This is a genomic window from Snodgrassella alvi wkB2 (assembly GCF_000600005.1).
In the GTDB taxonomy this organism is placed as follows: Bacteria; Pseudomonadota; Gammaproteobacteria; order Burkholderiales; family Neisseriaceae; genus Snodgrassella; species Snodgrassella alvi.
This window is the reverse complement of the sequence record NZ_CP007446.1, coordinates 537528-564321: the sequence shown is the minus strand read 5'-3', so window position 1 is coordinate 564321 and position 26794 is coordinate 537528. Positions and strand designations below refer to the sequence as shown.

Sequence of the window (26794 nt, the reverse complement as noted above, 5' to 3'; positions counted from 1 at the left end):
AAAAAACCGCCCATCAGGGCGGTTGTCTTAAATAAACACATCAGGAAGCCAGCATGCTGGCAATAAACATCGGGCGGTAAATCAGGGCACCCACAGTTCCCTGTGTCCGTTTCTGCTCATAACCAGACTGTTTCTGGATTAGTGCATGTACACGCATTTTTTCGGTAAATCCCAGCTCCACTGTTGGTATTGCCTCATATTCATCAACAACCAACTGTACCATTTCGCCGGCTTTTGTCTTGTATTCAGGAATAGTGACGATTTTCAGATTCGGGAAATTTTTCTTAATCATGTCACTAACATTTAAGCCATACATATTAGTAGCTGTTATTGCTGCATTCATGGTTGGAGATAACAGCATGGTCATACTGGCATCCACATCAATTAAGCCGCCTGTCTGACTTACCAGTTGCGTATACAGACGCTGAATTGAATCATAAATACCCTGAACATCCATTTTTGCCCAAGGTTTACCGGCTATAGACGGCAAAAGGGACGGATCATTGAGCATGCCGAAAATCTCTAACCCTTCAATACCGAATAAATAACTTTTGTTCTGGAACTTATTCAGTGCCAATGCTGCAGATGTCTGCTTCTGTGTCGCCCAGTCCAGCCGTGCACGGCCTGCTTTTTCCATCTCTCGCTCACCTATACGGATAATGGTCTGATAATGGTAGGTCTGCCGGTATGGGTAGTTTACGTTGGCATCACTTAATGCATTATCGTTAAAGTCTCCGTATGTAGTTACACTGCCGACATTTTCAACAACCGGTACAGAAACCGTCTCATCTGTCCATGTGCCCAGCTTACGCTCATTAAACGCCTTGGCTGCGTTCATCGGCGTAACCAGAACCTCAATAACCCGTGGATCTACATATGTAGTAAAAAGTGAGGGAATCCCAGCATTAGGCATTGTTTGCAGTTCAGAATCCTGTGCAATCCGCATGCTGCTGCGTTCATCAAGTTCTACCGGTGCTTGTCCGGCAGCATATACAATACCTGCCCGTTCTCTCAGTGCAGAAAAATTTAATCTTGGCATATTTTCATCCTTAATATTTAGTAATTTTTGCCAGCGCACCAGCCTCAGCTTTCGACGCGACGATAAAGCCGGTATCTTCTGTATCAGCGGGTGCTTCTGTTGCTGCAATAACACTGCCGTCCGCAATGCTAGCAAATACTTTTTGTCCGATCTGCGCACCGGCAGCAAAGCGCGCCCAGAAATCCCCGCCATCGTAAAGCGTTACGCCGAATCCTTTCGGTATCAGCATATTTGCTTCCTGATTAAACTGGATAATCATAGCTGTGTTATCGCGCCGGATAAAACCAATCAGGCCATTTGCGCATTTAACATTACTGGCTGTCCCAGTTTCTGGATCAAACCACGCAAACCGGCCGACAGTTACGCCGTTTTCGCCAGCTTTGGCTTCGCCCTCTCCGACTAGCATAGTGTGATAGGGATTAGTCGAAGCAAAATCACCCTCGACACCCACCGGTAAATCATTATTTAAATTCTTCTGAAAACTCATGTGTTTATCCTTTATTTGAATCGGTCTGTGTACTTATCAGTACCGGTAAAAACGGCGCTATCCATCGCCACGCCAGTTTTAGGTGCCGTTGTAATCAGCATTTCAACCATTGCCTTGTATGCGCTAGGGTGCACATTGGTATTTATGCCTTTTTGCTGTAAGGCATATTTATAAACCGCCTCAGCACTATCCATAGCCACGACACCAACCAGCGGCTTAACCTGTTCGCGTGCTTCAAAAAGCTCAGTAACATCCTTTACCGCTGCCGCACGGATTGAATCGGCATCCATAGCCGGCTTGGATTTTTCTGTATCGTCCGGCTCTTCGTCTTCTGCCTTTTGTTCCTTGTTATCAGATTCCTCATCTTCGACGGTTTTTTCTGTTTTATCTTCGTCTTCCGCTTCTTTTGCCGACTCTTCTGCGTCACCGGCAGCGGGTACCAGCATATTGTCTGCAACCGTTTTAATCACTCCCTCGACAACATCCGGCGTAATATCGCCATCCATGCCCATAAGAGGCTTTAGCACTTCTGCTACAGCCTCAATTGCACCTTGTTTCAGCTTCATTGAATTCTCCATAAGTCCGATTGGTAAACCATCTGCAATAACTGCATCTCTTCCTATCCGTCCGCGTTCAACCATAGCCACATGATTGCCGTGGATATTCCTCATAATTCCGTCATATTTCTGTCCCTCAAATTCGCCCGAAGTCATATCTGCGGTGTAGGCATATCCGGCAGACAGTTCGTTCAGCTTTTCGTTTTCAATCAATGCAATGGCTTCTTTGTCAAAAATACGCAAGCTGGCATAAACATCGTTACCCTCTAGCTGCGGGTTAATTACTGTTCCTACCGTAATATCGTTATGCGGCTCTTCTGCGCTGACCGGCGTATGCCTGAGCAGCAATTGCACCCCGTTAAAAGAAAGGAGAGCTTTTTCAAGCTCTCCCTTGTCGCGTAGCAGGTAATAGATTTTGTCCGGTTGCAGTTGCAGCCTTTCGTAATCCGGTATTTCCCGCCCGAAATACGGATTAACGGCAGCCTTACTGATAATTGTTCGTTCAACCAGTAAATGTCCGTTACCATCATAAGAACGCATGGATTTATCCATGGCCAGAGTTTTTTCGGTCATTGTCCTATCCCGTCTATAATGCTTTTACTGCCGCAGCGGCAATTAATCAGCATGCCCGGCTGTACCCATTCGCCGTCCAGATACATTCCTTTGCTCACATCAAATACTTTACCGTTTGCCTGTAAATGTGATTGCCGTGGCTTTTTGCTGCGGTGTGAATGCAACCAGATTGCCTTGGTGATACCCAGCTCCTGCCGCTTGGCGCATTCAATGACCGCATGCGCCTTTGCTCCCTGATCTCTTGCGATAAGTTCAGCACGGCGTTTACTGATGTCGTAATTTTTTTCAAGTTCTGTCGCCAGTCCTGAAAGGTCATAACCGCTGGTAACACACTGCCATACCTGCTTCTGTACCCGCTCCAGATACTGTGAAGCAATGGATTTAATCTCCCCGACATTAGTTTCAATTGTCGCCTGTAATGCTTCACGCTGATATGGTGTTATCTGAAACCGGACAGTAAAACCGGCTTTACGCATGTGTGTTTTTAACAGGCTTTCGTAGTTAGTTACGGTTTTACTGACGAATGCCTCAGCAATTTCCGGCGCCAGCCTGTCCAGATTGTCTGACCATTTAGACGCCAGATAATCAACCACGTGGGCAACCCAGTCGACTATGCCGTCCATAGCCATCTGAGCTTTTTCCTGAGCGGCACGTTTACGAAATTCTGTCACCAGCACCTGATTCACTTCATCGGAAATCTGATTAAGCAGTTTAATAAGTGCTTTGCGGTAGCTGTTTTCTATACCGGCATTAGGCCATAGTGCCGGCAGTGTTGTAGGCTTCTTCCTGATTATTGCCATGATTAAAATCCCACTGCGGCTGTTCCGGTACGTCTTCCACATCAATGCCTGAGTAATCGCCGCTTTCATCTTTAGCCAGACGCGCGCGTACTTCTTCCTGAGAAAGCACACCGGCGCTAATCAGTGCATTGTCTCTTTCCGCCTTAACTTTATCGGTGTTGGCTTCCTGCTCTTTATTCAACTGCTCCAGCGGTTTAAACACAAACACAATCTGCGGGTCTATTTCCCCGAACAGATCAAGCTGAATCAGTTTGATAATGGCAGTAAGCTGTGGCAGCAAATGCGCTTCCTGCATGCCGGAGATGTACTCGTGATAAACCTGAATCTCCCCGTCACTGCTGGCATTTAATCCGCTTGGTGTAATCCCGAGTAATTTAACCAGTGGCGTACGGCTTGGTGCGGCCATTTGTTCCTGTGATTTCTGCAGCAGGTTGTCCAGTGTGGATAGCGGTGTATTGAATTGGAAAAACTCTTCATTATCGTTATCCAGCAGCATCAGATTCTGATTGCCGCGTAACTGCGAAAACAGTTTGGAGCGTCGCAGTAACTGAGTAACCCCATCATCACCGCCGGCCAGAATGTTGCTCATATCGGTTTTAATGCCGGTGAGTGAAAACGAATGAATCAGCTCAGACACGCTGTCGACTGTGCGCTGCCACCTTTCCACATACGGCTGCATAAGCTGCAGCATGGATATACCACTGAAGTTATATGCAGGCTTAAGCATATCCGTCACCGGACGCATAACCAGTGTTAGCAAACGGTCTGCATGCACCTCTTCGCCCATAACAAACCATTTTGACGGCTTAAAGAAATCCGCAGCAGTTGCATCACTGGCGTTGTAAAAACTTGGTGTAGTCCAGATCGGCTCAATCAGTTTAAGCCCTTTAAGGCAGCCTTTACCCAGTACCGCCTTATCAATCAGCAGCGGTATGTCTTTTTGGTTTTCATGCCCTTTGATATTAATGAATATTTGCGAACGCCCGAAAATCATTTCATTTTCAATATGGTGGCGCATCAGCTCACGAATATTCAGCGCATCCATACGCGCTTCAATGCTTTTGATTTTGTCGCGGCAGTCTTTATCATTGCTGTCATTGGCAACTTTGACTTCGCCCCATGTGCGGGTCATTTCCTGCGCTGTGGCTTCATAAACGCAGCGGTAATCCGTAGACTGTGACATGCTGGCCAGTGCCTGATACCCGATAAAGCATGGGTAAAAGTGAGGCGCGTTAATATCAAAAGCATATGAAGATGTGAGGCTGTCCTGAGCAATAGCCGGCTTTCTGCCCTTCGGTACCACACCGGCAGGAATATCAGGCATTTGGTAGCCTTGTGGTGGAGTATTCGCTGATTGCATTTCTTGCATAAAGGCAATTGCCCGCTCATTGGCCATACTTTGCTTATGCCTGGCTTCCAGCTCAAGCTTTTTAAGCCGGTTAGCCTCTTCCTGCGCAGCCAGCTCACGCTCTCTCAGTTTGTTGCGTTTCCAGAATTTCATCATAAACCACTCAGAACATTAGGATTGATATTTAAACCAGCAGATACCGGAACAAAAGCCATGATTAAGGCATCAGCACGGTTAGGTGACGGAATGCCGCGTTTTTTCATATCCTTTTTACTTTCCACCCGTACCCGCCCGTTATCGTCATACGCTACCTGCGGCCGGCTTAATTCAGCCTTGAGATATTCAATATCCCTGATACTTCCATCCAGACTGATCAGCTCATCCGCAGGGTAGTTATCGCCTTTCTCAACTGCACGCCACGTCTTGTAAAACCGGTCGCGCACATGCCACCATGCCTGTGCTTTGATATTGGCAAACATATCTTTGTTCTTTTTAGCCGGCATATACGGCGATTCAGGCTTATAAACCTTGCCGCCGGCATTAAATCCTACGGTCTGAATGCGGCCTTTTTTACGCGCAAACTGAGCCTTGACGCCGGCACCTACACCAATACTGTCATATATAACCTTATCAATATCAGCCTCCAGTGCGTCCTGATAGACTTTATCAGCGGAATAGATGACATCCTGCCCGCGCCATTCATCCATACAGAACACAATCGAGCCATGCCGCCCGACTGTTGCGTTAGCATCTTCGCCCTCGTCTGCCACATCAAATCCTAAAATGCGTTTACCTGCTGCGGTTAAATCCAGACGGGTATGCGCATTTGTTGCCGCCTCAATCCATGCCGGTTTAATAATAGCCAGCTCACTGTCTGCCACCGGCTCACCCAACCAGATATGCCGGTACAGCTCATAATCCCGCTCCTTACATGCTTCCATTTCTATTCGCAGCACTTCGGGGAAGTTCGGGTTATCGTAATAGTTGGCTTTAATAACAATTGCGTTATCCGGGGGACGGATTACAAATCGCTGGTGTGTATCGTCCAGCATGTTCTTAGGATTGTAAGAAACCCATATCTCACTGCCCGGTGTGCGGATTGTAGGAATCAGGGTATCCCACATCTCCTGAGTGATACTCTCCGCCTCTTCTATCCAGCATACGCCGGCACCCTCAAGTGATTTAATCTTCCCCGGATCATTCTTAATCCCGAAAAAGATAAAGTTTGTGCCTGTCCCTCTATGGATAATGGTTGATTTCTGTACTTCAAATTCATCATCATAGCCAAGGCGGGAAATCGTGTTTGAGAGTAGCTTGTGTACTGAATCAGCAATTGATAGCTGCAATTCACGTACACACGGGATAGTTGTCTTTGTACGTCTGGCTATTTCAATTGCCAGTTCAGCAAACATCCACGACTTACCCGATCCGCGACCACCATAAGCAACCTTGTAACGTGCTGGTCTGGCAAATTTGGCAAAGTGTTTACTAATCATCTGCCTGCTCAAATATCGCACTAATCGGGCGCGTTTCTATTTTTAACTCACCTGATACAGAAGTCTTTTCATTAAACGCCTGTACAGTTACATGCTTGCCCAGTAATTCAAGATTCTTCACCTTGTCCGGCCATTTAATCTTTTTGAGAATACTCTGACCATCTTCTTTATCCATCATGGTAAGTACATCAAAGCCGCTTAATGTCTTTCTCCATACTTCCGGCCATTCTTTAACCGGTAATACTGAGCCATCAGCATTGAGAATGTCCGCTACATCCATCTGATCAATCTCAACCAGACGCTGCAGAACATAATCAGCATTAATCTGTGTACGCATACAGCGTTTTTGTTTTGCTTCGTTCAGTGCCTTTACAATGTCAGGTTTTCTGAGGTTTTCATGCCCTACCGCACTAGCCGTTCTGGCACTGTATCCTGCCCTGATTGCAGCCTGTGTGGCATTGAAATCTATTAGGTACTCTTCAACAAAACGCTGCTGTTTTTCTGTTAATCCGCTCATGGCGGAGTTGTTGGTATCCACCATGGCAATCTCCAATAAAAAAGCCCACGCGCAAAACGTGGGCTTATAGCATTCTGATATCTCATTAATTAGCATCATAAAAATCTAGCATAACAATTCCATTATTAATGCTTTATACACACAAATACACATTTTCTTTATCTTTTCTTCTTAGTGTGTAATAATACACACAGATTAGAGAGGAGATTATGCATAGCTCAAAGGTTATTAAAAGGCTGCTTGATGATGGGTGGTATGAGGTAGCCGTTAGAGGCAGCCATCATCAATTCAAACATCCGGAAAAATCAGGTCGTGTTACCGTCCCTCACCCTAAAAAGGATTTACCACTCGGGACAGTAAAAAATATATTTAAACAAGCCGGTCTTAAATAACACCGACTGCTATTAACTCAGAAAGGTGCATATGTTTCTCTACATTGCTATACACAAAGATGAAAACACCGGTTACGGTGTAACAGTGCCCTCTTTACCCGGCTGCTTTTCATATGGTGATACTTTAGAAAAGGCTATTGAAGAATCTAAACAAGCCATCTTATTTCATATCGAGGGTTTACTTGAAGATGGCATAGAACCTGAAACAAATCAGCCCGACCTTGCCACTCTCATTGATACCCCTGAGTATGCAGGAGCACAATGGTTTGGTATCGAGGTGAATATTGATCACCTAACCCTTAAACCAGAACGATTTAATGTTAGCTGGCCTAAATACCTTTTGAACAAGGTTGATACCTACGTATCACTAACCCACGATACCCGTTCTAACTTTCTTGCTAAAGCCGCACTTGAGAGAATTAATAGTGCCAATCAAAACGCCGGCATAGCTAAATGATATCCGGCATAAATCTTCAAAATACTATCCCCAGTGAGGTAGTAAGCCTTATTTTTGATAATGGCTTTACACCAGCCCGTGCATGGCGTGAATACTTACAGCTTACTCAGGAAGAATGCGCCAGAAAGTTAGGAATATCTCAGGCTGCTTACTCCCAGCTAGAAACATCAAACAACCCACGCAAAACCACAAGAAATAAGCTGGCTACTGCACTAGGGATTAATCCTGAACAACTGGATTGCTGAACATAACAAAACCAGCCTTTTCGGGCTGGTTTATCATTTAGATTAAATCTCGCAAACTTACCAATTATTACCGTAAGTGTCTTTTAAAAATATAAACATTTTTGCTTACATAAAGCTTGTAAATGTAAACAAAAATGTTTATATTTCGGATTAGTTACTTCTTGATATAAAGGTGTAACTAATTAGAAAAAAGTTCAAAACAACTGCATTGATTATCCTACATTAATAACTTCAAGGAAAAAATGATGAAAATCTTATATTTCAGGAAAATTCTTTATGAAAATACAAAAATTTTTAAACTTATTAATTTCTCAAGGAGTAAAAACTAAAGATGGCACTAAACACATAAAACTTTACTATAATGGTAAGCAATCGACTTTACCCAGACACCCCAGTAAAGAGATTCCAAAGCGGCTGGTTGAAAAAATCAAAAAGCAGTTGGGATTATAACATTAGCAGCCCTCATTTTAAGTGAGAGCTGCTTAAATTTAAATTTATCAATATATTAAAATTAATTAAAATATAAATAATATAAAATTAGCTTTAATTCAGTTAAGGAAATGGTTCAAATATCAGAAATGTATTCTCAAAATACAAGCTGTAAAACAGATATGTCTTACAGCGCATTAATACAAAAACAAGCAAATTCATATGTAGTCACTTTTCGCGACTTACCAGAAGCATTAACCTGTGGAGATACGCTTGAAGAAGCACGTATTATGGCCGCAGATGCGTTACTTACTGCTTTAGAATTTTATTTTGAAGACCGTCGGCCAGTGCCTATACCTTCGAAAATGCAGAAAGGTGAAGAATTGATTTCTTTACCTCCTAGTGTTACTGCAAAAGTACTTTTACTTAATGAAATGATTAAGCAAAATGTTTCCAATGCAGAGTTAGCCAGACGTTTACTTACACGTCCTCAGGATGTTCAAAGGCTTACTAATCTTCGTCATGCAACTAAAATTGATGCTATTAACGCTGCATTAAATCAACTAGGTAAACAACTACATATTAGTTTAATACCCATTCATCATTCAGCATAATATTAATCAGGTAATATCATGCATAAAAGCAAAGAAAGACTGGTTTTTAGCCAGTCTTTATTCTTGATATTATTAAGACTTAAAATACTCTTAAGTCTTATCCGAAATATAGCATATATTATAAATTTTCACCCTACGCTTTTCTACCCATAAATTAAATTTTTACAAAACATTTACAATTATATCTTGCATGCTAACTTCTAATTTAGCAATGCAATCATAATGCAACTTGTTAATTATTCTCTTCACATGTTTTATTTTTCGTCTAACAGTGCATTTGTGCCAGTCGAATTTATCCTGTAGCTGTATATAGGTTTTATTCCTGGTAAAAAGGTATTCCAGCAAGGTATCACACTCTAACGGCTGGATATATGAATCTCTGGCTAATACGTAGTTTGTTAAATCAATAATACCGGACAGGTTATAGCCGTATTCTGCATTAATCAGCGTCCATTCAATATCATTTAAAATACGCTCTACACGGGTTAATAGCATGGAACTGTTTGCATGATAATCATGCTGGCTTAATCCTGATTTACTTCTGTCGTCTACGCCTCTGGATTTAATCCATTCCTCAATGCGCGCTGAATTACTTTTGCCCATGATTAGCGTGTTTTTTATGAAAAACACTTCACACAGCATGTGATCTATTGATTCATACATTATTCAGCCCCTAAGCTATTTGTATCAAATGCTGGCTGTTTAGTAGCAGTTGCGTCCTCAGTACGCCCTCTGCGTGGTACAGGTGCGCGGTTTCTGCATCCAGTATCGTTGTTCTTCTGTCCGCTTCATCATGGCAGGCACTGCATGCGTATGCGCCTAATAGATCACTGGGTTTAATTCCGGTACCGCAACTACCTGCCAGCCTGTAGTGAGCGAAAACCACTGTTTCAGGATTGCCGTTACAAATACCGGGCATGCGTACCTGACATTGCTGTCCTCGTGCTGATCGGGTGATTTTGCTCATGATTAATTCCCTAAAGATAAAAGCTGATCAATAGCCTGCTGTGCCTCATCTTCACTGGAGAAGCGGTTGCATAAAATCATGTTCCAGCAAACAGTGAAGCAGGCTTTATAGAAGGCGTTAAACTCGTCCTGATCCATCCTGGCAAAACTGATTGATTTAGGCTCTTTCACTACGCCAGCCGGTGTTACGCAAATATTAAAATATCCGGCTTCAATAGTTAGCCAGCGACGAAATGAATTAATGTCTTTGTCTATAACGGGTAGTTTTTCGGCGCGCTTTTTAGCCAGTAAGTTAAGTGCTTCCTCTGCGGCTTTAACAATAATGCCTTTATTACCAGCGAACTTATCCAGCCTCTTAGCTACCCACAGCACCACATCCCGTTCTTTAGGACTGATAACTCCGCCTGCCGGTTGCCAGTAATCAAAAGCAAAAGGCAGTAAGCCGCCAAAGAATAAACGGTGATGAGGCAGGCTCCGGTCCTTTTGTCTGGTTACTTGTATCTTTACCGGTTGGCCAACCTTAACTTTTTTGAGACTATCGGCATCAATTGCTGTAACTGGTCGCAAGCTGTTATCAACTGCCTTAACTGCTACTAATTCCATGATTAAAATTCCTCAATGCTCCAGCCTCCGCCGTTCTTCTTGGCCTGGCGTTTCACCGCAATAAATTTAAGCGGGTACATATCAGCGGCTACTTTGATTTTTACCCTTGCATCATCCTGCCAGAAGCCCTTTACTTCGTGCATTTCCATAGTGCCGTCACTGCGCATAACGCAATAATACGGTGTGTAAAAGGTGTTATCTGCCAGCCTGAGTTTTACGCCTTCAAACCGGTACCAGCTTACTGATCCGTCCTGCATGGCCGGCTTTAATACTTCCAGCTCATATGCCTGTTCTGTTTTGTTTTTCTGTCCGGTTTTTAATCTTCCCAGTGCGTAAAAATTTTTTGACATCTTTTCTCCAGTATTTGTTTTTCCAGTTTCTTAAGCCACGCAGCTTTGCTTCAATGTCATCCAGGCTTATATCGATTTCTGCGAGGTCGCAGACTTTTTGAAAACCTCTACTCCTGAAATAGCCCATTTCCAGCCTGACTGCCCTGTCCAGATCTCTGGAATCGCCTATAGCTTCAGTAGCGTCCTGCAATGCCTGAATAATGACCATTCCCCATAAGGCTCTGCATGCGTGATATTGTTCATAAGGGGATTCAACATAATCATCCGGCTGCTTATTTGTCATTTCTGCCCTTTGCTATCAATTCCAGATGTCCCAGCTTATTTGCGGCTGCCTGTAATGCTGATACAGCAACCTCACCCCAGCCAATTAATACTGAACCACAACCCAGGCTTGATTTACCCGGATCACCATCAGCATTAACGAAACGAACTCTGCCTTTTAAATACAGAATTGCATCGGCTTTAACCGCATAATCATGAAACCAGCGGCTGTCTGTACGGGAAAATACAAGGGCAATTCCCTGCCGGTGTTCGTGCATGCGCTGCAACCATTTGCCGGTTTCTTTCCCATACGGCGGATTGAGCCAGACAAGTCCGTGCCATGGTTTTGATAAACCGTCATCTTCTTTGCAATAAAATTGTTGTGCCGGTATCCACGGTAATCCGCCTTTTGGCGCAGCTGGATCTAAGTCAAAATCCAGATTGAGGATTCTGAACATCCATTCTGGCGTGTACCATTCATCTGAATTGTTACTGGCGTTTTTTTCATGAGTAAAACCTTTATTCATGCTGCGCCTCCGATGTCTTTTCTCGGCTTATTATTTCGGGCTTCCCACTCTTCGCGCTTTATTCTCAGATCTTCGGCTATAGGCTCAAATTTATTGTTTGCACATTCTCTGCAACCGGGGAAATAACGCCATTTTTCATCATGAGCACAATAGCCATATCCGAGTGCCGCCATTTCGTGGGGGATATATTCGCCTTTATTATTTTTTTCTCTTAGCGTCCAGAATCGGCATGCTATACAGGTATTTTCAGACACGATGTGATCCCCTGTTAATTCAGCGCGCATTTTTGCGTTATTAAATTAAGCAGATTTCCTAACCGGGCTTTGCCCTCTTCTTTTTGTTTATCGGTTAGAAGATTTCCGGCTTCAATATTCATGCGCTCTTCGCCTGCTGGCAATAAAGCTAAGGCATAATCGTTTGTAATTTTCCCTGTTGCCGCCGCTTCTGTGATTAGTTGCGCTAACTGTTCTTTATCAAGCCCTGCGCTAACGTACCAATCTGGCTGTATACCTTTTGCCTTCTTCTCGCTAACGATGCGCTCATATGCAGTTTTAAACGCAAGCCCTGCACGGTATTTGTCTCCTGCATTGAATAGTGCTGATGCACTTTCTGCTGCATGCATAGCTGTGTGAGTTGTAAGGAATGAATTAATGACATATCCTTTCTGTCGTAAATCGTAGATACGCACACCCAGTCTCAGGCAATTAAATTTGCGCAAGGCTTCTAAGGGCGTTAAAGCGTTACCCGCCTGTAGGTATTTCAGAATTTGTTCTGATTGGGAATTTATTACTAACCCCCTTAAATTACCTAAACTCGTGCTTGGTTTTAATTGCAGTCATAACTAACCACATTCTTTTAGTGCCGAAATAAAAAATAAACACTATTAATTAAAAGGTTATTAATAAAATTTTTAATTTTTACTTATAAAAATATTTATATATTCTTTTTTTCTCAGTGTCTTTAAATAATTTAGTTGAGCTTTTGGAATACCTCATTTTTCCCATTGCGAAACAGCACCGCGTGTTATACCGCATAATTTTGCTACAGCCGTATCGCCACCTAATATCTCTATGAATCTATTATCCTTTTCATACATTTTGTTAGCTTTCTATTCTTAAACTATCAAAAGTATAGTTTACTAAACATTATAAAGTAAACTATACTTTTTATAGTTTAAGAATACTAAACAAATGAAAGGACATTTATACTATGACAAATAAGCTAAAAGAACGTCTTCATGAATTAATGCGGGAGTATGGATTAAAAACCCAAACACAGCTTGCAGATTTTGCTAAGGTTAGCAAAGGATTAGTTCATCAGTGGTTTAATGGTGATACAGGTCTTGGGAAAAAGCCGTTACTAGAATTAGAGAAGAAAACACGATTTTCAGCACAATGGCTAGCAAATGGAACAGGAAATAAATATAAAGATAATGCTATTAATTTATTTGATTCATATAAAATGTATAGTCCATTGGAAGCAGCCGATAGTAATACCACAACCCTGAAATTATATGATATGAGTGCTTCTTGCGGTCAAGGAATCATAATTCCTGAATTTCCAGAACTTCTTAGAACTATTGAAATTCCTAATGACGCTCTTTTAGAGTTACTAGGAACGACTAATTTACAAGGAGTACAACTAATGCCTCCTGATGGCGATTCAATGGAACCAACAATACCAAGGCGATCTATTACATTAATTAAAACAGATATAGATAAATTTCAAGATAGTGGTGTTTATTTAATTACATTTGATGGATATACATACATCAAAAGATTAGCAAGGGGGAAATCAGGTGTAATTAAAGTAATATCTGATAATAAATTATATTCAGATACAGATTTTGACATTAAACCTAATGAAATAGACCAGTTAGTTATCCATGGTAAATTTTGGAAAGCTTTGCCCTTGGATTTTCTAGATATATAAATTTTAAAATGAATAATGAATATTGCATAAAAGCCGCTTTTAGCGGCTTTATATATTTAATTTAAATACTTTGAACTACAGACCACCAAAAGGCTACACCGATGATCTCTATTTTATCAATTTTTACTAGCTCATCAGCATATGCTTTATCTTCTTGATTGTAACAACTAATTTTTAAGACATCGCTTGCGATTCTATATAATTTTCTGATTCTAACAAGGCTGCCCTGTTTAATCGCATAAATCCTTCCATCCTTAATAATTTTACTTGATGTATCTATAGCTACAATAGAGCCATCTTTTAAAACAGGCTCCATACTGCTGCCGGCAACTGTTATGCAAACTACGTTCTCTTTTTGGACGCCAAATTTTTTTAATAATTCTTTGGAACATGGCAATTTGAAATCAGATTGATTAAATTGATAACGGTAAATACCTGTTTTTGCGTCAAGTGCATAAGTGTCATGATACAAAGGTATCAGTACATAATGCCCAGAAAAGAGGGAATTTTCATCATACAAAAAGAAATCACCATATAATTCGATATTTGATTGATTATTAATTCCGTCGTTTGAATTATCGATAATTAATTCATTCCCAACTCCAGATACTAACCAATCTGGATTGATTTTTAATTTTTTCTGAATCAGCAGCAATCCTTGTTTTGAGATTCCTCTTTTTTCCCAGTTTACAATTGATTGCTGAACGACACCAAGAACATGAGCTAATTCACTTTGCTTGTGTATATTGTTATTTTTCGCCACGACTTTATACAATCTTGCTGCTGTTTCATGCATTTTCTTATTCATGTAGCTCTGTCAATAAATTAATTTAATATCTAATTGTTACATATTTTTACATATCACTACCATTTTTATTTTTAAATTTAGTTTTCTAAACTTTTTATTGTTTAAAATCAGAATATAACGTCAATAATAGATAATTTGTTTATTTTTCTATACTCCAACCATTAAAACGATTTAATCAACTCAGTTGATTATTTTTATTCGTAGCATTATCCGCATCGGCTCAAGGCAGCGGAATATAAAAGCCTGAGGCAAGTAGGAGCTTGCTGGCAAGCCGTTAAGCCTTCGCGGGCGGCCGAAACAAAATTGGTAAGTTCATGTAGGACTTACAAACAGAAAAGTCTAAAAATCCAAAGAACTTTATGAAAGGAGAACGACTTTAAATATTAGCTTTGTAGTTTATATCTGGATGACAAATTCCCAGATATAACAGTTATCAATCAGTTTTATTTGAGTAGTTGAATACAGTTTAAAAATCGTAGCGCATTTATCAATGATAAGTGCGCTTTAATTTTTAAACTTGTAGCAGTCAATTTAAATACTGCTGCTATCACTTAGATATATTTGAAAGGAGTTAGTTATGATGGAAGTTACTGAGCTGCCTAAGGAACAAATTAAATATCCAGTTGCTCGCAAAAATATCAAAAATGGATTTATTGTTATTTTCTTTTCTGAAAATTCTGGGGTATTTATTGATTCTACTAAAATTAGAATAGAACTCGGAGAATGATACTTTAGTTATAATTCTATTCACGATAGAAAATATTGGGAACCTGTAAATATTACAATTACAGGATAAAATAAAGCCAGCTTATTAAGGCTGGCTTATTGGGTAAAATTTCAATTACATGTTTTTTAGATATTCAAGAAACATTTCACTTGCAATTTTAACATTTGAAAATCCAAAATCTATACACTTAGTTATAAAATACTCCCCACCATTTTCTTTTAATTTCATTAAAAGTGTTTTCTTATTTTCTTCTGTAAGATTTGAAGCATTAATAATAGATTCAAGCTGTTGGAGAGTATTGGAGTGTAATTTAACTGTAATTGAGTTGATTTCATTGCCTATAGGATCATTTGTAGCATAATTAAAACCAGTAGAAGTAAGTCGAAGATTTGGTGAAATTAGAAATGGTCCACTACAATCGCTATCACGAGCATTTGATGGAATCATTCCTTCTCCAATGAAATATGTAACAGCACTGATTAAGTTATCATCACCGTACTTTTCTCTAAGCCTTTTGTATTCATCAGGTGGCAAAGGGTCCAAACGATATTTAGCTAATGTAGATAATAGATCTTTTCTTACCTCTACGAATTCTTCTGTAACTATCCCCTAAAATAGTACAAGAAAGTAGAAAATTCTCTATGATATTTTTAAGGAGAATTTCAATATGAAAAAATTTTCAGAGCATCAAATTGTATCTATTTTAAATGAAGCTGAAGTTGGCATCTCTGTCAAAGAGCTTTGCCGTAAATATGGTATGGCCGTTTCTACTTTTTATAAATGGCGGGATAAATATGGCGGTATGCAATCTTCGGATATTAAGCGCTTAAAACAGCTGGAAGCTGAAAATCGTAAACTCAAACAAATGTATGCCGAATTAAGCTTAACCTCTCAGCTTCAGCAAGAAATAATAAAAAAGCTATAGTGCCAACGGCAGTTCGTAAGTGTTGGGCACAAACACTTCAGTCACAATACTGTGTAACAATTAAAATGAGTTGCACTATTGTGAATTTAAGTCGCTGTGCTTACTACTACCAACCTAAATCGGCAGATGACTCTATGATTATTTCGTTACTTAAGTCAATAACAGACAAGCATTTACGTTGGGGATTTCCTAAGTGTTTTCATCGAATCAGGAAACTAGGATATAAGTGGAATCATAAACGGGTTTATCGGGTTCATTGTCAATTAAAACTCAACATTCGTTCGAAACGAAATAAACGATTACCCCAGCGTTATCCACAACCATTATCAGTACCAAGTCGTCTGGGAGAATGTTGGTCAATGGATTTTATGAGTGATCGTTCTGAAAATCATCGTAGATTTAGAACCTTTAATGTTATTGATGACTTTAATCGTGAGGCATTAGGCATTGATATTGCGGTCAGTTTATCGGCAGGTAGAATTACCCGGTATTTAGATAGACTGGCTCAATATTACGGTTATCCATTAAAAATACGAGTTGATAATGGCACAGAATTTACCTCAAACAGATTCACAAGCTGGGCAAAATCACATGGAATAAGCATAGATTACATTAAACCTGGTAGTCCTTATCAAAACGGCTACATAGAACGATTTAACCGCACATATCGAACGGAGGTATTAGATTTGTATATATTTAAAAATCTGGAACAAGCAAGAAAAATAACCGAAGAATGGTTAGAAATATATAACACAGAAAGACCGCATGAAGCATTAAATAATATGACACCAATTGAATATAGAAACATGAAACAAATAGCATGATTTTCTACTTGGTTTGTGTGCTAACAATGGGGTATTTACATCGGGATATGACTCTGACAAGCTTATCTATTTTTATTATAAATTTTCACCATAATCTTTTTAAGTATATTTTATAGAATAAAGGTATATCTAATAATCATTTCGAATACCTTGTCATCTATGTTAAATACAATGAATTTTAAGATTTTCCAATAATATTGTCTTTGTTTTCAGCAATAAAATTTTTTAATTCATTGTTATATTTCTCATAATAATCTTTAAATTTATTTCTATTATATATGCGTTTATACAGATATTTTCGACCATAAAGTACACTATGTATATCCTGATAGGGAAACGCCTGTTTCTCCCACTCTTTAAGTATAAATAACTGCTTTGTCTCTTCAGCTGATAATAAATTTAAATTTCTAATTAATATAACCTCCTGAAAACGGGAATTCCTATAGTAATACCATATGTATACACCTACATCGTTGACCTCTTTAAAATAAGCTAAATTATTATGAAAAATACTATCAGCAAACACTTGTCTGGCATAGCGGGCTAAACAGAATCGATGTGGTTTTTTCCAGTCTTCAGGTTTTTCTAACTGAGCAATAAATTTTTCCGCAGTCTCAAACCATTGCTTCTGCCCTAAATCAGAGAACATACTTTGAATATTAAAAGATTTATAAAATTCCCATGTATCTTTTCTATTCACCATTACATATAAATTAACATAACCTTCTACTTCTTCCAAACGGCAAATAGTGGCTGCAAAATAATTGTTTTTTGCCAGACATAATCCTATAAATTTGTTTTGTATTTTATTCATAAAATATCAGCTTATTTTAAATAATATTTATCTAAATAATTCATATTCTTTTCTGAATCGCTCGAATTCTACTTCATATCGCTTGTAATCTTTTTCAAAAATTTCTTTATCATTCAAAAATTCATACATACATCTTCGACAAAAGACTCCATAAAATACGTCCTCATAACGATACGCTTTCTTTTCCCAATCCTTTAGTATAAACAACTGTTTTTTTTCTTCATACGTTAATAAATTTAATTTTTTGATTAATGCAGTTTCCTTTAAACGTGAAATCATTGTGTAGCGATATATATATTTATCATTTATATCTTTGTTATAATTTAGATTTTCACTAAAAATATCATCCTTTAAAATCTGTTTGGCATATCGAGCCACGCAATAACGATACGGTCGTTTCCAGTCTTCAGGCTTATCTAACTGCATCACCATTTTTTCAGCTTTCTTACACCATTCTTTTTGATCAGCACCAGATGCTAATCCAAAAAATGAGAAAGACTCATAAGATTCCCATGTATCTTTTCTATAAATAACTACGTATAAATCGATATCTGTTCCAAAAACATCAGTGTAAGCAATTTTAGCAGCAAAATAATCATTTGTAGCAAGACATAAGTCTCTATAAATATCTTGTTCTTTCATAGGCTAAAATAATATTTAGTTGTGTATTTAAAGCAGAGTTATCTTTTTTCTCTAAATTTGCAAATAGAATTTCTGTACAATATGTATATGATTCCCATGTATCTAGTCTGTATATAAATCCTGTAAGAGTAACAATGAAATAATCATTTCTTGCCAAATAACCTCTTCTTAATCCGCTTTCCATATTATTTTAATGTAAAATTAATGCGTAAATTTATTTACTCATGCATTAGTATCATATTTTTTTAGAATCTTCAACGTATTTTTAGTTTATAAATTGGCATTTAATAATGCTTGAAATTATAAGTCAAAATTATTTCATTAATCTTATAAAAAATAATTTCTGCTTATTTCTATCCGACATTTTTATTTAGAAGTATAATGAAATTACCGAATATTCAAAATGAATAATTTATCTACTTTTTAACAGCTAATGCTTTTATATAATCATCAATTGTTGAAATATTCTGTAAATTAATTGGTTTATTCAACGCTTGCATTCTTGCTATTGCAATATTTGTTATATCTTCTAGCTTAGGGTGATCTACTGTATAATTTATCAATTCATTGTTTTTATTTTGTGCATTAACCTATCTTATCTAATTTCAAAAATCTATAGTTTTGACTTTAAATGTTCCAACACTTTAATTGAAGTGTTTAATTCTTTGAATGTACCAAATTTATCTTTTACTTGATAAAGAGTTGGTAATAAAGAAACATCTCCCAGATATGCTGTAACCTCAACCATTTCATCATATATTCTTTCCTGACTTAATTCATGAATTAGTATCTGAGTAACACGCTTATCTTGCCTCTTTGCTAAACCAATTATTGCTTCAAATCGAGCTTCAAAGTTTTTTTCATCTAATAATAATACAAAGCAATTACGAATCTCCGGTGTGTCATAGTTATTTACATTCACCGCGAATGCCGCCCAATTTTTTACTTCACTATGAGTATCTTTTAAAAGTTTAATCAGTAATGGTATTGATGCTCTATTTTTAAATACGGATAAAGCAAAAGCTGTACTTACTCTCACCATGACAGATTTATCCAGTACGGTACTTTGAGCAAGGGATAATAAAGTGTCTGCGTATTTCTTTTTAGCTTTTTCGCAGCGATGACCAAAACAGCGATGACCAAAAGATGATACCACATAAGAGCGTACGATAGCAGATTGATCATTTAAAGCTAAATCATACAATATTTTCAAAGATATTTTTTCTTCTTTAGTGTTTAACTTGATTTGTCCTAAAATAAAAGCAGCCAGGGCTCTGCGTTTATAACGATTACTAAAACTATCCATTTGAGCAAGCCGGATAATTTTACTTCCACCCCTTAACTGCAATGATGCTGCAGCTTCTAAGCTTAATTTAAAATTATCATGATCAAGCAAAGCTATTAATTTATCTTCAGGTAAATACCTGCATCGTTGCCAATACTCAAAGTGAATATCATCCTTTTTTTTATCATATGCTGATCTTACCATCATCATACCTCCACTTTTTTTCTGTCATTATCAGTTCTCACTTTACTACTCGCCTGCATTTTTCAGAGAATTTACTCTCCGCTATTGCTCTTCAAGCCATAAAAAACTTCTATTGGGTAAATTTTGTTTTGACTTTTAATTTCTCTAAATTTTCTATACACATATTTAATTTTTTGGATGAGCCAAATTTATCTTTTATCTGATAAAGCACAGGTAATAACGAATCATCTCTTAAGTAGCTTATTAGTTCTATCATTCTATCATCTATCTTATCTTCACTTAATTCTTGAATTATAAGCTGAGCAACACTTTTATTAAGCCTCTTTGCTAAACCAGTTATTGCCTCATATCGAACATCAAAATTATTTTCTTTCAATAATAAGACAAAACAATTTCGGATTTCCGGTGTATCATAGCCATTTACATTCACTGCAAATGCCGCCCAGTTTTTTACCTCACTGTGAGTATCTTTTAAAAGCTTAATCAGTAATGGAATTGATACTTCATAATCAAACATGGATAAAGCAATGGCAGTATTCGCTCTCACCTTGAAAGATTTATCCAGAATGGTCTTTTGAGCAAGGGCTAATAAAGAATCTAAGTTTTTATTTTTAATCCCCTTATATCGTTGGCCAAAAGATAATACCGCGTAAGAACGCACGATAGCAGACTGATCATTTAAAGCTAAATCATATAGTATTTTCAAAGAATTTTTTTCTTCTTTAGTGTTTAGCCTGATTTGTCCTAAAATAAAAGCAGCCAGCGCTCTGCGTTTATAGCTATTATTATAACTATCTGCTTGAGCAAGTTTAATAACTTTACTTCCTCCTATTAACAGTAATGCTTTTGCAGCCTCTAAACTTAAGTTGAAATTATCATGGCTAAGTAAAGCAACTAATTCTTTTTCAGACAAATGACGACATTGCTCCCAATACTGAAATTCAAAATCTTCTTGGTTTTTAACATATTTCGATATTTCATTGCTTTTTATAGCCTCAGCATTTTGTTTCTTTTTGGCTGTTGTTTCCATTTCAGGATCTGATATCACCATTACATTACTCCTGTTTTTTCATCTTTATTTTTGGACTCTTAAATTTCTAATTTTCCGTATTTTTTATAAAATCTAGCCTGTAATTCATAATTATACCTGGATTAATTAACATTACTGATACATTTTATCAATCTGAAATTCGATCACCTTACAATTCCGTCAAATGGTCTTTTATCGGTTTTCTCCATCTAAGTATCAAAAATTTGTTCTAGTACAGTTTAATAGATGTTATATAAATATCCCGATTAATTTTCTTTCTGATTAGTATAAATTTTTTCAGCAAATTAGCAGCAAAAAAAATCTCTGTTTTCACAGAGATTTTTTTTCTTAATTCCCATTAAAAAATATGCCAATCTACAGGTTTACATTCAAGATTGTCATGACCCACTTCTTTTACAAGCGAGTCAAATTTCATTATTACATTATTTAGTGTTTCCTCTAGGCTGGTTCCGTTACCTAAATTGTTTTCAAATTTACCTGTGTCTGTAAATTTAAAAGCCAGACTTGTGCACCCCCTGAATTCACCTTCTGCATTTTCATATATCCTAATCGTCATCCTATTGAAAGGATAATTAATATCCACCCAAAAACCAAATTCGCCGACCAGTTTTTCTATTTTTACATTTTTAAAATTTATTTGGCGCCACATACAATATCTCCTATCTTTATAATATAATAATTTATCTCATTTGAATATTACATATTTATACAGTAGTCATCATATTCTATATCTTCATCAGTTAAGCTTTCCAGATTGCACTCTTTCATTCTCTCAAAAAAACCTCGAATAGTATTTTCCAATGCTTCTTCAATAGTATCCCCATCTTCAACTGGACCTAAAGCCGCTCCATCCAGAATTTCCCCGTTAGAAACATATTTTTTTATAATCAGTATATTAGTACTACCCAAATATCTTTTTAATGATTTATCAAACTGTTCCTCAAAGTCAATAATTCTAATTTTCAATTTTCCATTTGGTAATATTGGCATTGAAATCATAAATTCTGCAACTACCTTTTCTACATCATATTGTTTAAAGCATTCTTTGTTGCTTATATTTTTCCACATATATTTACACCATTATGGTTGCATTGATTAATGTAATACTATTTTTTCCCAATCTCATTATTTCTGGTATTCTGCCTATAACAGAATATATTTTATAGCTATAAAATCTCTTATATATTAAACATTTTGGTATTTGGATTTCTTATCCTGAGAGATTCACACTCACTTAGCCTTAGGTATTTATACACTTTGGTAATCATATTAGATCAATCTATACCGCTCTGTTTGTCCATTTTAATTTTAGCAGTCATTTACAAAAATTAAGTTTATATCATTTTATTGTCTCTGAAACTACAGATTTCTGGTATTTCGATTATGGAATTCAGTTTACTGTTTTCAAATACAACACGTTTCATAATTTTCGAGCTTTGTATTTTGTTACTGTTTAGCTTTGATGATATAGCATTTAAATTTCGATTATCGGATGTTGATAACATCCTTCTGTCTATACTCATCACCTAGCTTATAGAGCATACCTGTTCATTACAGAATCATTGCTAATCCTATTCAGATAATTACTAATGTTGTAGCTACAGCTAAGGTGTTTTAAAAGGTATTTTTAGATAAACGAGTCTTTTGCAGGATAAATCAGATGGTTTTATTTTTACTTCCCTGATGGAAAATCTGATTTATAAAGGTTGTTATATTGCAATTTCCTAACATACGACACTTTCGATTACCTTCACCAGTGTCAATATATAATACTTTTTATAAACCGCTTTTAGTCTGAAAGGAAAATTTGAAATTCTGTATTGTATTTTTCATAATAATCTGAAAATTTTTCCTTATCATGCAGATTATTGTAAAGATACTCGCGACCAAACAGTGCATAATGTATATCCTCATAAGCCCATATATTTTTTTCCCATTCGCGCAGTATAAATAACTGTTTTTTTTCTTCTTCCGATAACAGGTTTAATTTTTTGATTAACACAGTTTCCTTTAAACGCGAAGTCATAGTATAATTGTATATATATTTACTATTTATTTCTTTGTCGAAGTATAAATTTTCTCTAAAAAAATCATCTTCTAATACCTGTTTAGCATAAAGTGCTAAACAATAACGATGTGGTCTTTTCCAGTCTTCAGGCTTATCTAACTGCATCACCATTTTTTCAGCTTTTTTAAACCATTCTTTTTGATCAGCACCAGAAGCTAAGCCTTTAAAGTAAAAAGATTTATAAGATTCCCACGTATCTTTTCTATAAATAACTATGCTTAAATCAATATTTATTCCAAATACACGAGAATAGGAAATTTTTGCAGCAAAATAATCATTTTTAGCAAGACATAAGCCTCTATATAATATATTTTCTTTTTCTATCATAGGATGAAATAATATTTAGTAGTTTATCTAAATTAGCTTATTTTATTAATTTTTTCAACTTTATGGTATCTGTATTTTAATATTTTCCAGACTATATCTACTTTATCAAATTTTTATTAACGATTTTTTACTTAGTTTTAGTATTTTACAAATTTGGAAGTCAGAACTAAATTAACAAAATCAACTAGTGCACACAATAATAACTATATCTGATATTCTGAATATGGTGATTATCCTTCCCATCTAACTCAATATTTATATGTAGTTATGTACAATTTCACTGATATATAATAACAGTCATTATCATATCGGTTTTTAAATAACTCCTAAACAACTTCAGTCAATTTTTCAGATAGGATTTTAGTGAATTTATTTTTTAGATTTTGATTTTTTCTCATTTATATATTTTTCTATATATTGTTCTATAGGATAAGCAGATACTGTATTAATGACTGCTCCAGTATCTTTATCAACTATAATAGGAGCATTACCTGCTAATATATCAGAAAAATTGCCTGTATCTAAATAGTTTCTAGATTGATAACAAAAATACCAGCCTTCAGAAAATCTTTCTATATGAACAATTTCACAATAAATATTCATTTTAGATATATGGTTTCTTGCCAATTTTAAAGCTTCGGTAAACTTAATCATTATTTAGTCCTCTTTTCAGTTTATATATAAATCTTCAATAACTACCTCAAATTATCCTTAAGATATCTCACTCAGTAATTATTACAGTTTTTATACCACTAACCTTTTTTCTTCTGAACCATTTTACCCCTTTCTTAACCTGAAGAAATCGATAAAATAAATCTTTTCTATAGGAAAATCAATTTTTAATCAATTGACTTACAAAATCAACCGCAATACATACTCTTTGCTGATAAACCTTTTCTACATAATGCAGTATTAATTCAAGTCAATATTGCCATTTAAAGTTATACCGATATAATAAGTGCTTTTATCGACACACTAACACAAAGCTTAAACAGCAAACCTTTGCAGAGTCAAACTAAGTGGATCAAATTGGATTATTATAACATCCATTTTTTGACGTGCTATTGAATAACAATAACGTATATTTTAAATTATTGATTGAGTAATTATGTTTAGATTAACTATTAAGTCATGATTTAAAACCAAAAAATTTTAGTCCATAAAAGTTAAAGCTTACACTTCAATAAGTATATTTTTATATTTATCTTTAATATCCAATATGATTTCTAAACAAATAATTCTTCCTTCAAAATCCCCAGTCTCCAAATTAATTTCATAAGCGGCTATTTTTTCTTCAGCAATATCAGTATAAATTACAGAACGTCCTGTTTTATAAGGCTCTTCTAACCAAATATTGTCTAATTTTTTAATAAACATTGATGGAATATAACGACACCCAAATCCCTCATCCTTTTCTAAATCAAAATTCGAAAAAGAAATAAACTTAACATCCTTACATATAACTTTTCCCATTTCTGCGCCTTCATGGTAGACACTTGTTAATTGTAATAATAAATCACAACCATAGTTTACAAACTCTATTGTTCCCAACCCAAAATCATCAATTTGTTGCATATCTTTTAACCCTGTATTTTCTATGAAAAATGTTTATTAAATATCACTAACTTAATATTTTATCAATTCAATTAACTTAATTTTAGAATTTTTTTAAATCATTTTCCGGCAAATTTTTTTCAATTTTTACCCACTTTACTGATGGGTTTGATACTGGTTTTGCACCATGAATTCAGAACAAATAGATAATCCGGTTTTTAATTCTGACTGTTCGCATCACTTATTTCAATTTCTAGGTTACTTACATATTCAAATTATTAATTATCTGATAATTTAAATATAGATTCAGCTATTTTTCAGGTTTAGGTTTTAATTAACTCTGTTTTATTTACCTTAAAATCCAATGACTCTTGATAACGGAGTATCTGAATATATTTTGAGGAGATTTGAAGATATTATATTAGTAATATTCAATACTAATTTTTTAGTTAATTTTTCAACTAAAAAAACTCAATTAATCGATTTTTTAATCATTAAGAAACTATTTCACGATCAATATCACCTGTTAAATAAAATTCAGTAAAAGCTCTCCTAACCAGACTAAAATCGTCGACTATCATTGCATTACTCCAATTATCACCAAGCATATCTACCATGATATTGGGGCGAGTCGAATCATCAAAAGTTCTGATTTCATCATCAGGCCCTACACTAACATATGCAAACATCACCATATATTTCTGATTTTGAGAGTAAAGAGTTAATTGATAAGGTTCGAAACTTTTCTGCTTATATTGTTCCAAATAAAGGCATCCTGTGACATATGCAAATAAATTTAAAGTATCATTAATTTCTGTTAATGAAGGATTATTAATACTAATACCAACCGTTTCATTAGCTTGAATTTTTCTTCTTGTGACTCGGTTAAATAAACCCTTAAAGATGTCTGCTAATGTAGGTTGACTCATATCTATTTCTTCACCGTACAACCTACCTTTAAATTCGAATGAGTTTTTCATTTTTACTATCTCCATCGTTTTGTATATTTCATATATACTTCCTAATATGTTCATATTATCGCATTGATTTTCAGTTTTTATTAGATTAATTTGATACTAAATTTTGAATGTCAATTTATATTAAAATATTTTACTTTTAATGTTATTATAAATGTGCCCAATCCTATTAATTTCCCTCTTTTATAAATCAGAATACTCATTTGCTTTAGTTAATCACTTAAAAAAATCCCGGCTTGAAAACCAGGATTTTTTGATTTTTAATTCACTTTTTATAATAGTTTATTGAAAAATATTAATATATCTATTTACCAAAATTCGATATCTATCGTTAATTTACTACCTAAATCAGATATGAAATCTAACGTATTTTTTTTCAAATATATGTCTGATCGCTGTTCATTCTTATATACATGACCATAAATTGTAAATATAAAATCTATATCATTCTCTTCTTTAAATTTTAATAATATATTTAATTTGTTTTCAATCCTATCAATTATCTGACGTACTTGATGATCCAGATCATTTAGTGAATTTATACAATGCTGTAAACACCAGGTGGTTTCTATAGCCGGGCTATATTTGCAATTTTTCATACTTCCCCTGATAGTATATTTTGTAGGCGAAATTTCAAGTAATTTGGTTATACTATCTGGATTAAAATCTGGTCCGCATATGATAAATTCAATAATCACTTCAGTTTGTAACATTTTATAATCCTATCATTAATACCCATTTAGAATACCATTTTCAGTTCCACCATGCCTGAATATTCATAATTTATGTATATTTATTTACTATTTCAACTATTTCTTTCTAACTACGAATTTATGTACATAATCCTTTTATTTAAATAATTATCTTTTGCATTTTTAGATTTTCCCTAACTTTTATTTTAAACTGGTTCAAGTGATTCAGATATTGCTTTTCTGCAATAAGCATTATTTATTTTAACATTTTCTATTCCGACTATTATCAATAAGCTTTGGCAC

General features: G+C 35.9%; 37 protein-coding genes. 8 read left to right on the top strand and 29 right to left on the bottom strand.

Translation table 11 applies throughout. From position 1 onward, the window contains the following. Positions 1–40: 40 nt before the first annotated feature. The 7 genes from SALWKB2_RS02550 to SALWKB2_RS02520 are packed head-to-tail and all read right to left on the bottom strand — an operon-like array spanning position 41 to position 6841. On the bottom strand, positions 41–1039 hold the full coding sequence (locus SALWKB2_RS02550) for a major capsid family protein (RefSeq protein WP_025330126.1): 999 nt from the start codon (positions 1037–1039) through the stop codon (positions 41–43). Positions 1040–1049: 10 nt separating this feature from the next. Further along, complete coding sequence (locus SALWKB2_RS02545; RefSeq protein WP_025330125.1) at positions 1050–1526, bottom strand: structural cement protein Gp24; 477 nt, start codon at positions 1524–1526, stop codon at positions 1050–1052. 11 nt (positions 1527–1537) lie between these two features. Next, a complete protein-coding gene (locus tag SALWKB2_RS02540) occupies positions 1538–2656 on the bottom strand; it encodes a DUF2213 domain-containing protein (protein ID WP_025330124.1) in 1119 nt (372 codons plus the stop codon). Then, entirely contained in the window at positions 2653–3456 is an 804-nt protein-coding gene (locus SALWKB2_RS02535) for a phage head morphogenesis protein (protein WP_025330123.1), read from the bottom strand. Before SALWKB2_RS02535 ends, SALWKB2_RS02540 begins: the two co-directional genes overlap by 4 nt. Beyond that, the gene (locus SALWKB2_RS02530; RefSeq protein WP_025330122.1) at positions 3407–4960 is read right to left on the bottom strand and encodes a DUF1073 domain-containing protein; all 1554 of its coding nucleotides are present in this window, start codon (positions 4958–4960) and stop codon (positions 3407–3409) included. The genes SALWKB2_RS02535 and SALWKB2_RS02530 overlap by 50 nt, the downstream gene beginning before the upstream one ends. Further along, on the bottom strand, positions 4957–6300 hold the full coding sequence (locus tag SALWKB2_RS02525) for a PBSX family phage terminase large subunit (RefSeq protein WP_025330121.1): 1344 nt from the start codon (positions 6298–6300) through the stop codon (positions 4957–4959). Before SALWKB2_RS02525 ends, SALWKB2_RS02530 begins: the two co-directional genes overlap by 4 nt. Then, positions 6293–6841 (bottom strand): terminase small subunit, encoded by a 549-nt coding sequence (locus SALWKB2_RS02520; protein ID WP_198209771.1) that lies wholly within the window; start codon positions 6839–6841, stop codon positions 6293–6295. Before SALWKB2_RS02520 ends, SALWKB2_RS02525 begins: the two co-directional genes overlap by 8 nt. Positions 6842–7026: 185 nt before the next feature. On the opposite strand from SALWKB2_RS02520, the gene SALWKB2_RS02515 reads away from it, so the two are divergent. From SALWKB2_RS02515 to SALWKB2_RS02495, 5 genes are all read left to right on the top strand, one after another. Beyond that, on the top strand, positions 7027–7209 hold the full coding sequence (locus SALWKB2_RS02515) for a type II toxin-antitoxin system HicA family toxin (RefSeq protein ID WP_025330119.1): 183 nt from the start codon (positions 7027–7029) through the stop codon (positions 7207–7209). Between the two features lie 31 nt (positions 7210–7240). Next, the gene (locus SALWKB2_RS02510) at positions 7241–7666 is read left to right on the top strand and encodes a type II toxin-antitoxin system HicB family antitoxin (protein WP_025330118.1); all 426 of its coding nucleotides are present in this window, start codon (positions 7241–7243) and stop codon (positions 7664–7666) included. Next, entirely contained in the window at positions 7663–7911 is a 249-nt protein-coding gene (locus tag SALWKB2_RS02505) for a helix-turn-helix domain-containing protein (RefSeq protein ID WP_025330117.1), read from the top strand. Before SALWKB2_RS02510 ends, SALWKB2_RS02505 begins: the two co-directional genes overlap by 4 nt. Positions 7912–8187: 276 nt before the next feature. Next, the gene (locus tag SALWKB2_RS02500) at positions 8188–8361 is read left to right on the top strand and encodes a type II toxin-antitoxin system HicA family toxin (protein ID WP_025330116.1); all 174 of its coding nucleotides are present in this window, start codon (positions 8188–8190) and stop codon (positions 8359–8361) included. A 110-nt stretch (positions 8362–8471) separates the two neighbouring features. Next, a complete protein-coding gene (locus tag SALWKB2_RS02495; protein ID WP_237749812.1) occupies positions 8472–8954 on the top strand; it encodes a type II toxin-antitoxin system HicB family antitoxin in 483 nt (160 codons plus the stop codon). A 162-nt stretch (positions 8955–9116) separates the two neighbouring features. On the opposite strand, the gene SALWKB2_RS02490 is transcribed toward SALWKB2_RS02495, so the two are convergent. From SALWKB2_RS02490 to SALWKB2_RS12685, 9 genes are all read right to left on the bottom strand, one after another. Then, entirely contained in the window at positions 9117–9617 is a 501-nt protein-coding gene (locus SALWKB2_RS02490; protein WP_038648687.1) for a hypothetical protein, read from the bottom strand. 10 nt (positions 9618–9627) lie between these two features. Then, positions 9628–9921, bottom strand: a complete 294-nt coding sequence (locus SALWKB2_RS02485; protein WP_025330113.1) for a DUF1364 domain-containing protein — start codon at positions 9919–9921, stop codon at positions 9628–9630. A gap of 2 nt (positions 9922–9923) precedes the next feature. Continuing rightward, positions 9924–10523 carry a DUF1367 family protein gene (locus SALWKB2_RS02480; RefSeq protein ID WP_025330112.1) on the bottom strand — a complete coding sequence of 200 codons (600 nt, stop codon included), beginning with the start codon at positions 10521–10523 and terminating at the stop codon, positions 9924–9926. A gap of 2 nt (positions 10524–10525) precedes the next feature. Further along, the gene (locus tag SALWKB2_RS02475; protein WP_025330111.1) at positions 10526–10873 is read right to left on the bottom strand and encodes a hypothetical protein; all 348 of its coding nucleotides are present in this window, start codon (positions 10871–10873) and stop codon (positions 10526–10528) included. Continuing rightward, positions 10803–11156 (bottom strand): hypothetical protein, encoded by a 354-nt coding sequence (locus tag SALWKB2_RS02470; RefSeq protein ID WP_025330110.1) that lies wholly within the window; start codon positions 11154–11156, stop codon positions 10803–10805. Before SALWKB2_RS02470 ends, SALWKB2_RS02475 begins: the two co-directional genes overlap by 71 nt. Continuing rightward, positions 11146–11661, bottom strand: a complete 516-nt coding sequence (locus tag SALWKB2_RS02465; RefSeq protein ID WP_025330109.1) for a DNA N-6-adenine-methyltransferase — start codon at positions 11659–11661, stop codon at positions 11146–11148. The genes SALWKB2_RS02470 and SALWKB2_RS02465 overlap by 11 nt, the downstream gene beginning before the upstream one ends. After that, positions 11658–11915 (bottom strand): hypothetical protein, encoded by a 258-nt coding sequence (locus tag SALWKB2_RS02460; protein WP_144353315.1) that lies wholly within the window; start codon positions 11913–11915, stop codon positions 11658–11660. The genes SALWKB2_RS02465 and SALWKB2_RS02460 overlap by 4 nt, the downstream gene beginning before the upstream one ends. Positions 11916–11929: 14 nt before the next feature. Continuing rightward, complete coding sequence (locus tag SALWKB2_RS02455) at positions 11930–12448, bottom strand: helix-turn-helix domain-containing protein (protein WP_080690428.1); 519 nt, start codon at positions 12446–12448, stop codon at positions 11930–11932. Positions 12449–12652: 204 nt separating this feature from the next. After that, positions 12653–12757: a Cro/CI family transcriptional regulator gene (locus tag SALWKB2_RS12685; protein WP_144353316.1), complete on the bottom strand. Its 105-nt coding sequence runs from the start codon at positions 12755–12757 to the stop codon at positions 12653–12655. Positions 12758–12870: 113 nt separating this feature from the next. Between SALWKB2_RS12685 and SALWKB2_RS11545 the strand changes: the two genes are divergently transcribed. Next, entirely contained in the window at positions 12871–13593 is a 723-nt protein-coding gene (locus tag SALWKB2_RS11545) for a S24 family peptidase (RefSeq protein ID WP_025330106.1), read from the top strand. Between the two features lie 61 nt (positions 13594–13654). Here SALWKB2_RS11545 and SALWKB2_RS02445 read toward each other — a convergent pair whose 3' ends face one another. Beyond that, a complete protein-coding gene (locus SALWKB2_RS02445) occupies positions 13655–14401 on the bottom strand; it encodes an XRE family transcriptional regulator (RefSeq protein WP_051506377.1) in 747 nt (248 codons plus the stop codon). Between the two features lie 577 nt (positions 14402–14978). Between SALWKB2_RS02445 and SALWKB2_RS12240 the strand changes: the two genes are divergently transcribed. Then, positions 14979–15128 (top strand): hypothetical protein, encoded by a 150-nt coding sequence (locus tag SALWKB2_RS12240; protein ID WP_157784988.1) that lies wholly within the window; start codon positions 14979–14981, stop codon positions 15126–15128. Between the two features lie 114 nt (positions 15129–15242). On the opposite strand, the gene SALWKB2_RS02440 is transcribed toward SALWKB2_RS12240, so the two are convergent. Further along, positions 15243–15662, bottom strand: coding sequence for a hypothetical protein (locus SALWKB2_RS02440; protein ID WP_148295345.1), 420 nt, complete (start codon positions 15660–15662; stop codon positions 15243–15245). 133 nt (positions 15663–15795) lie between these two features. Here SALWKB2_RS02440 and SALWKB2_RS02430 point away from each other — a divergent pair. After that, positions 15796–16877, top strand: a protein-coding gene (locus SALWKB2_RS02430; RefSeq protein ID WP_370530642.1) for an IS3 family transposase whose coding sequence is annotated in 2 segments (ribosomal slippage) — positions 15796–16039 and positions 16039–16877 — 1083 coding nt in all. Because the reading frame shifts where the segments join, the coding sequence is not laid out codon by codon here. A gap of 178 nt (positions 16878–17055) precedes the next feature. On the opposite strand, the gene SALWKB2_RS02425 is transcribed toward SALWKB2_RS02430, so the two are convergent. The 11 genes from SALWKB2_RS02425 to SALWKB2_RS02375 form a co-directional block, all read right to left on the bottom strand. Beyond that, on the bottom strand, positions 17056–17691 hold the full coding sequence (locus SALWKB2_RS02425; protein WP_025330101.1) for a hypothetical protein: 636 nt from the start codon (positions 17689–17691) through the stop codon (positions 17056–17058). A 27-nt stretch (positions 17692–17718) separates the two neighbouring features. Further along, the gene (locus SALWKB2_RS02420) at positions 17719–18333 is read right to left on the bottom strand and encodes a hypothetical protein (protein WP_025330100.1); all 615 of its coding nucleotides are present in this window, start codon (positions 18331–18333) and stop codon (positions 17719–17721) included. Positions 18334–18946: 613 nt separating this feature from the next. Continuing rightward, positions 18947–19828: a hypothetical protein gene (locus SALWKB2_RS12335; RefSeq protein WP_025330099.1), complete on the bottom strand. Its 882-nt coding sequence runs from the start codon at positions 19826–19828 to the stop codon at positions 18947–18949. Between the two features lie 103 nt (positions 19829–19931). Further along, the gene (locus SALWKB2_RS02410) at positions 19932–20873 is read right to left on the bottom strand and encodes a HEAT repeat domain-containing protein (RefSeq protein ID WP_025330098.1); all 942 of its coding nucleotides are present in this window, start codon (positions 20871–20873) and stop codon (positions 19932–19934) included. Between the two features lie 337 nt (positions 20874–21210). Continuing rightward, entirely contained in the window at positions 21211–21522 is a 312-nt protein-coding gene (locus SALWKB2_RS02405; protein WP_025330097.1) for a hypothetical protein, read from the bottom strand. A gap of 47 nt (positions 21523–21569) precedes the next feature. Then, complete coding sequence (locus tag SALWKB2_RS02400; protein WP_025330096.1) at positions 21570–21941, bottom strand: hypothetical protein; 372 nt, start codon at positions 21939–21941, stop codon at positions 21570–21572. A 721-nt stretch (positions 21942–22662) separates the two neighbouring features. Continuing rightward, positions 22663–23268, bottom strand: a complete 606-nt coding sequence (locus tag SALWKB2_RS02395; RefSeq protein ID WP_025330095.1) for a hypothetical protein — start codon at positions 23266–23268, stop codon at positions 22663–22665. A gap of 369 nt (positions 23269–23637) precedes the next feature. Then, positions 23638–23922: a YrhB domain-containing protein gene (locus SALWKB2_RS02390; protein ID WP_025330094.1), complete on the bottom strand. Its 285-nt coding sequence runs from the start codon at positions 23920–23922 to the stop codon at positions 23638–23640. 519 nt (positions 23923–24441) lie between these two features. Then, positions 24442–24843 (bottom strand): hypothetical protein, encoded by a 402-nt coding sequence (locus SALWKB2_RS02385; RefSeq protein WP_025330093.1) that lies wholly within the window; start codon positions 24841–24843, stop codon positions 24442–24444. Positions 24844–25316: 473 nt separating this feature from the next. Further along, positions 25317–25802: a DUF6911 family protein gene (locus SALWKB2_RS02380; protein WP_148295344.1), complete on the bottom strand. Its 486-nt coding sequence runs from the start codon at positions 25800–25802 to the stop codon at positions 25317–25319. 305 nt (positions 25803–26107) lie between these two features. After that, entirely contained in the window at positions 26108–26512 is a 405-nt protein-coding gene (locus SALWKB2_RS02375; protein WP_025330091.1) for a DUF4279 domain-containing protein, read from the bottom strand. Positions 26513–26794 lie beyond the last annotated feature (282 nt).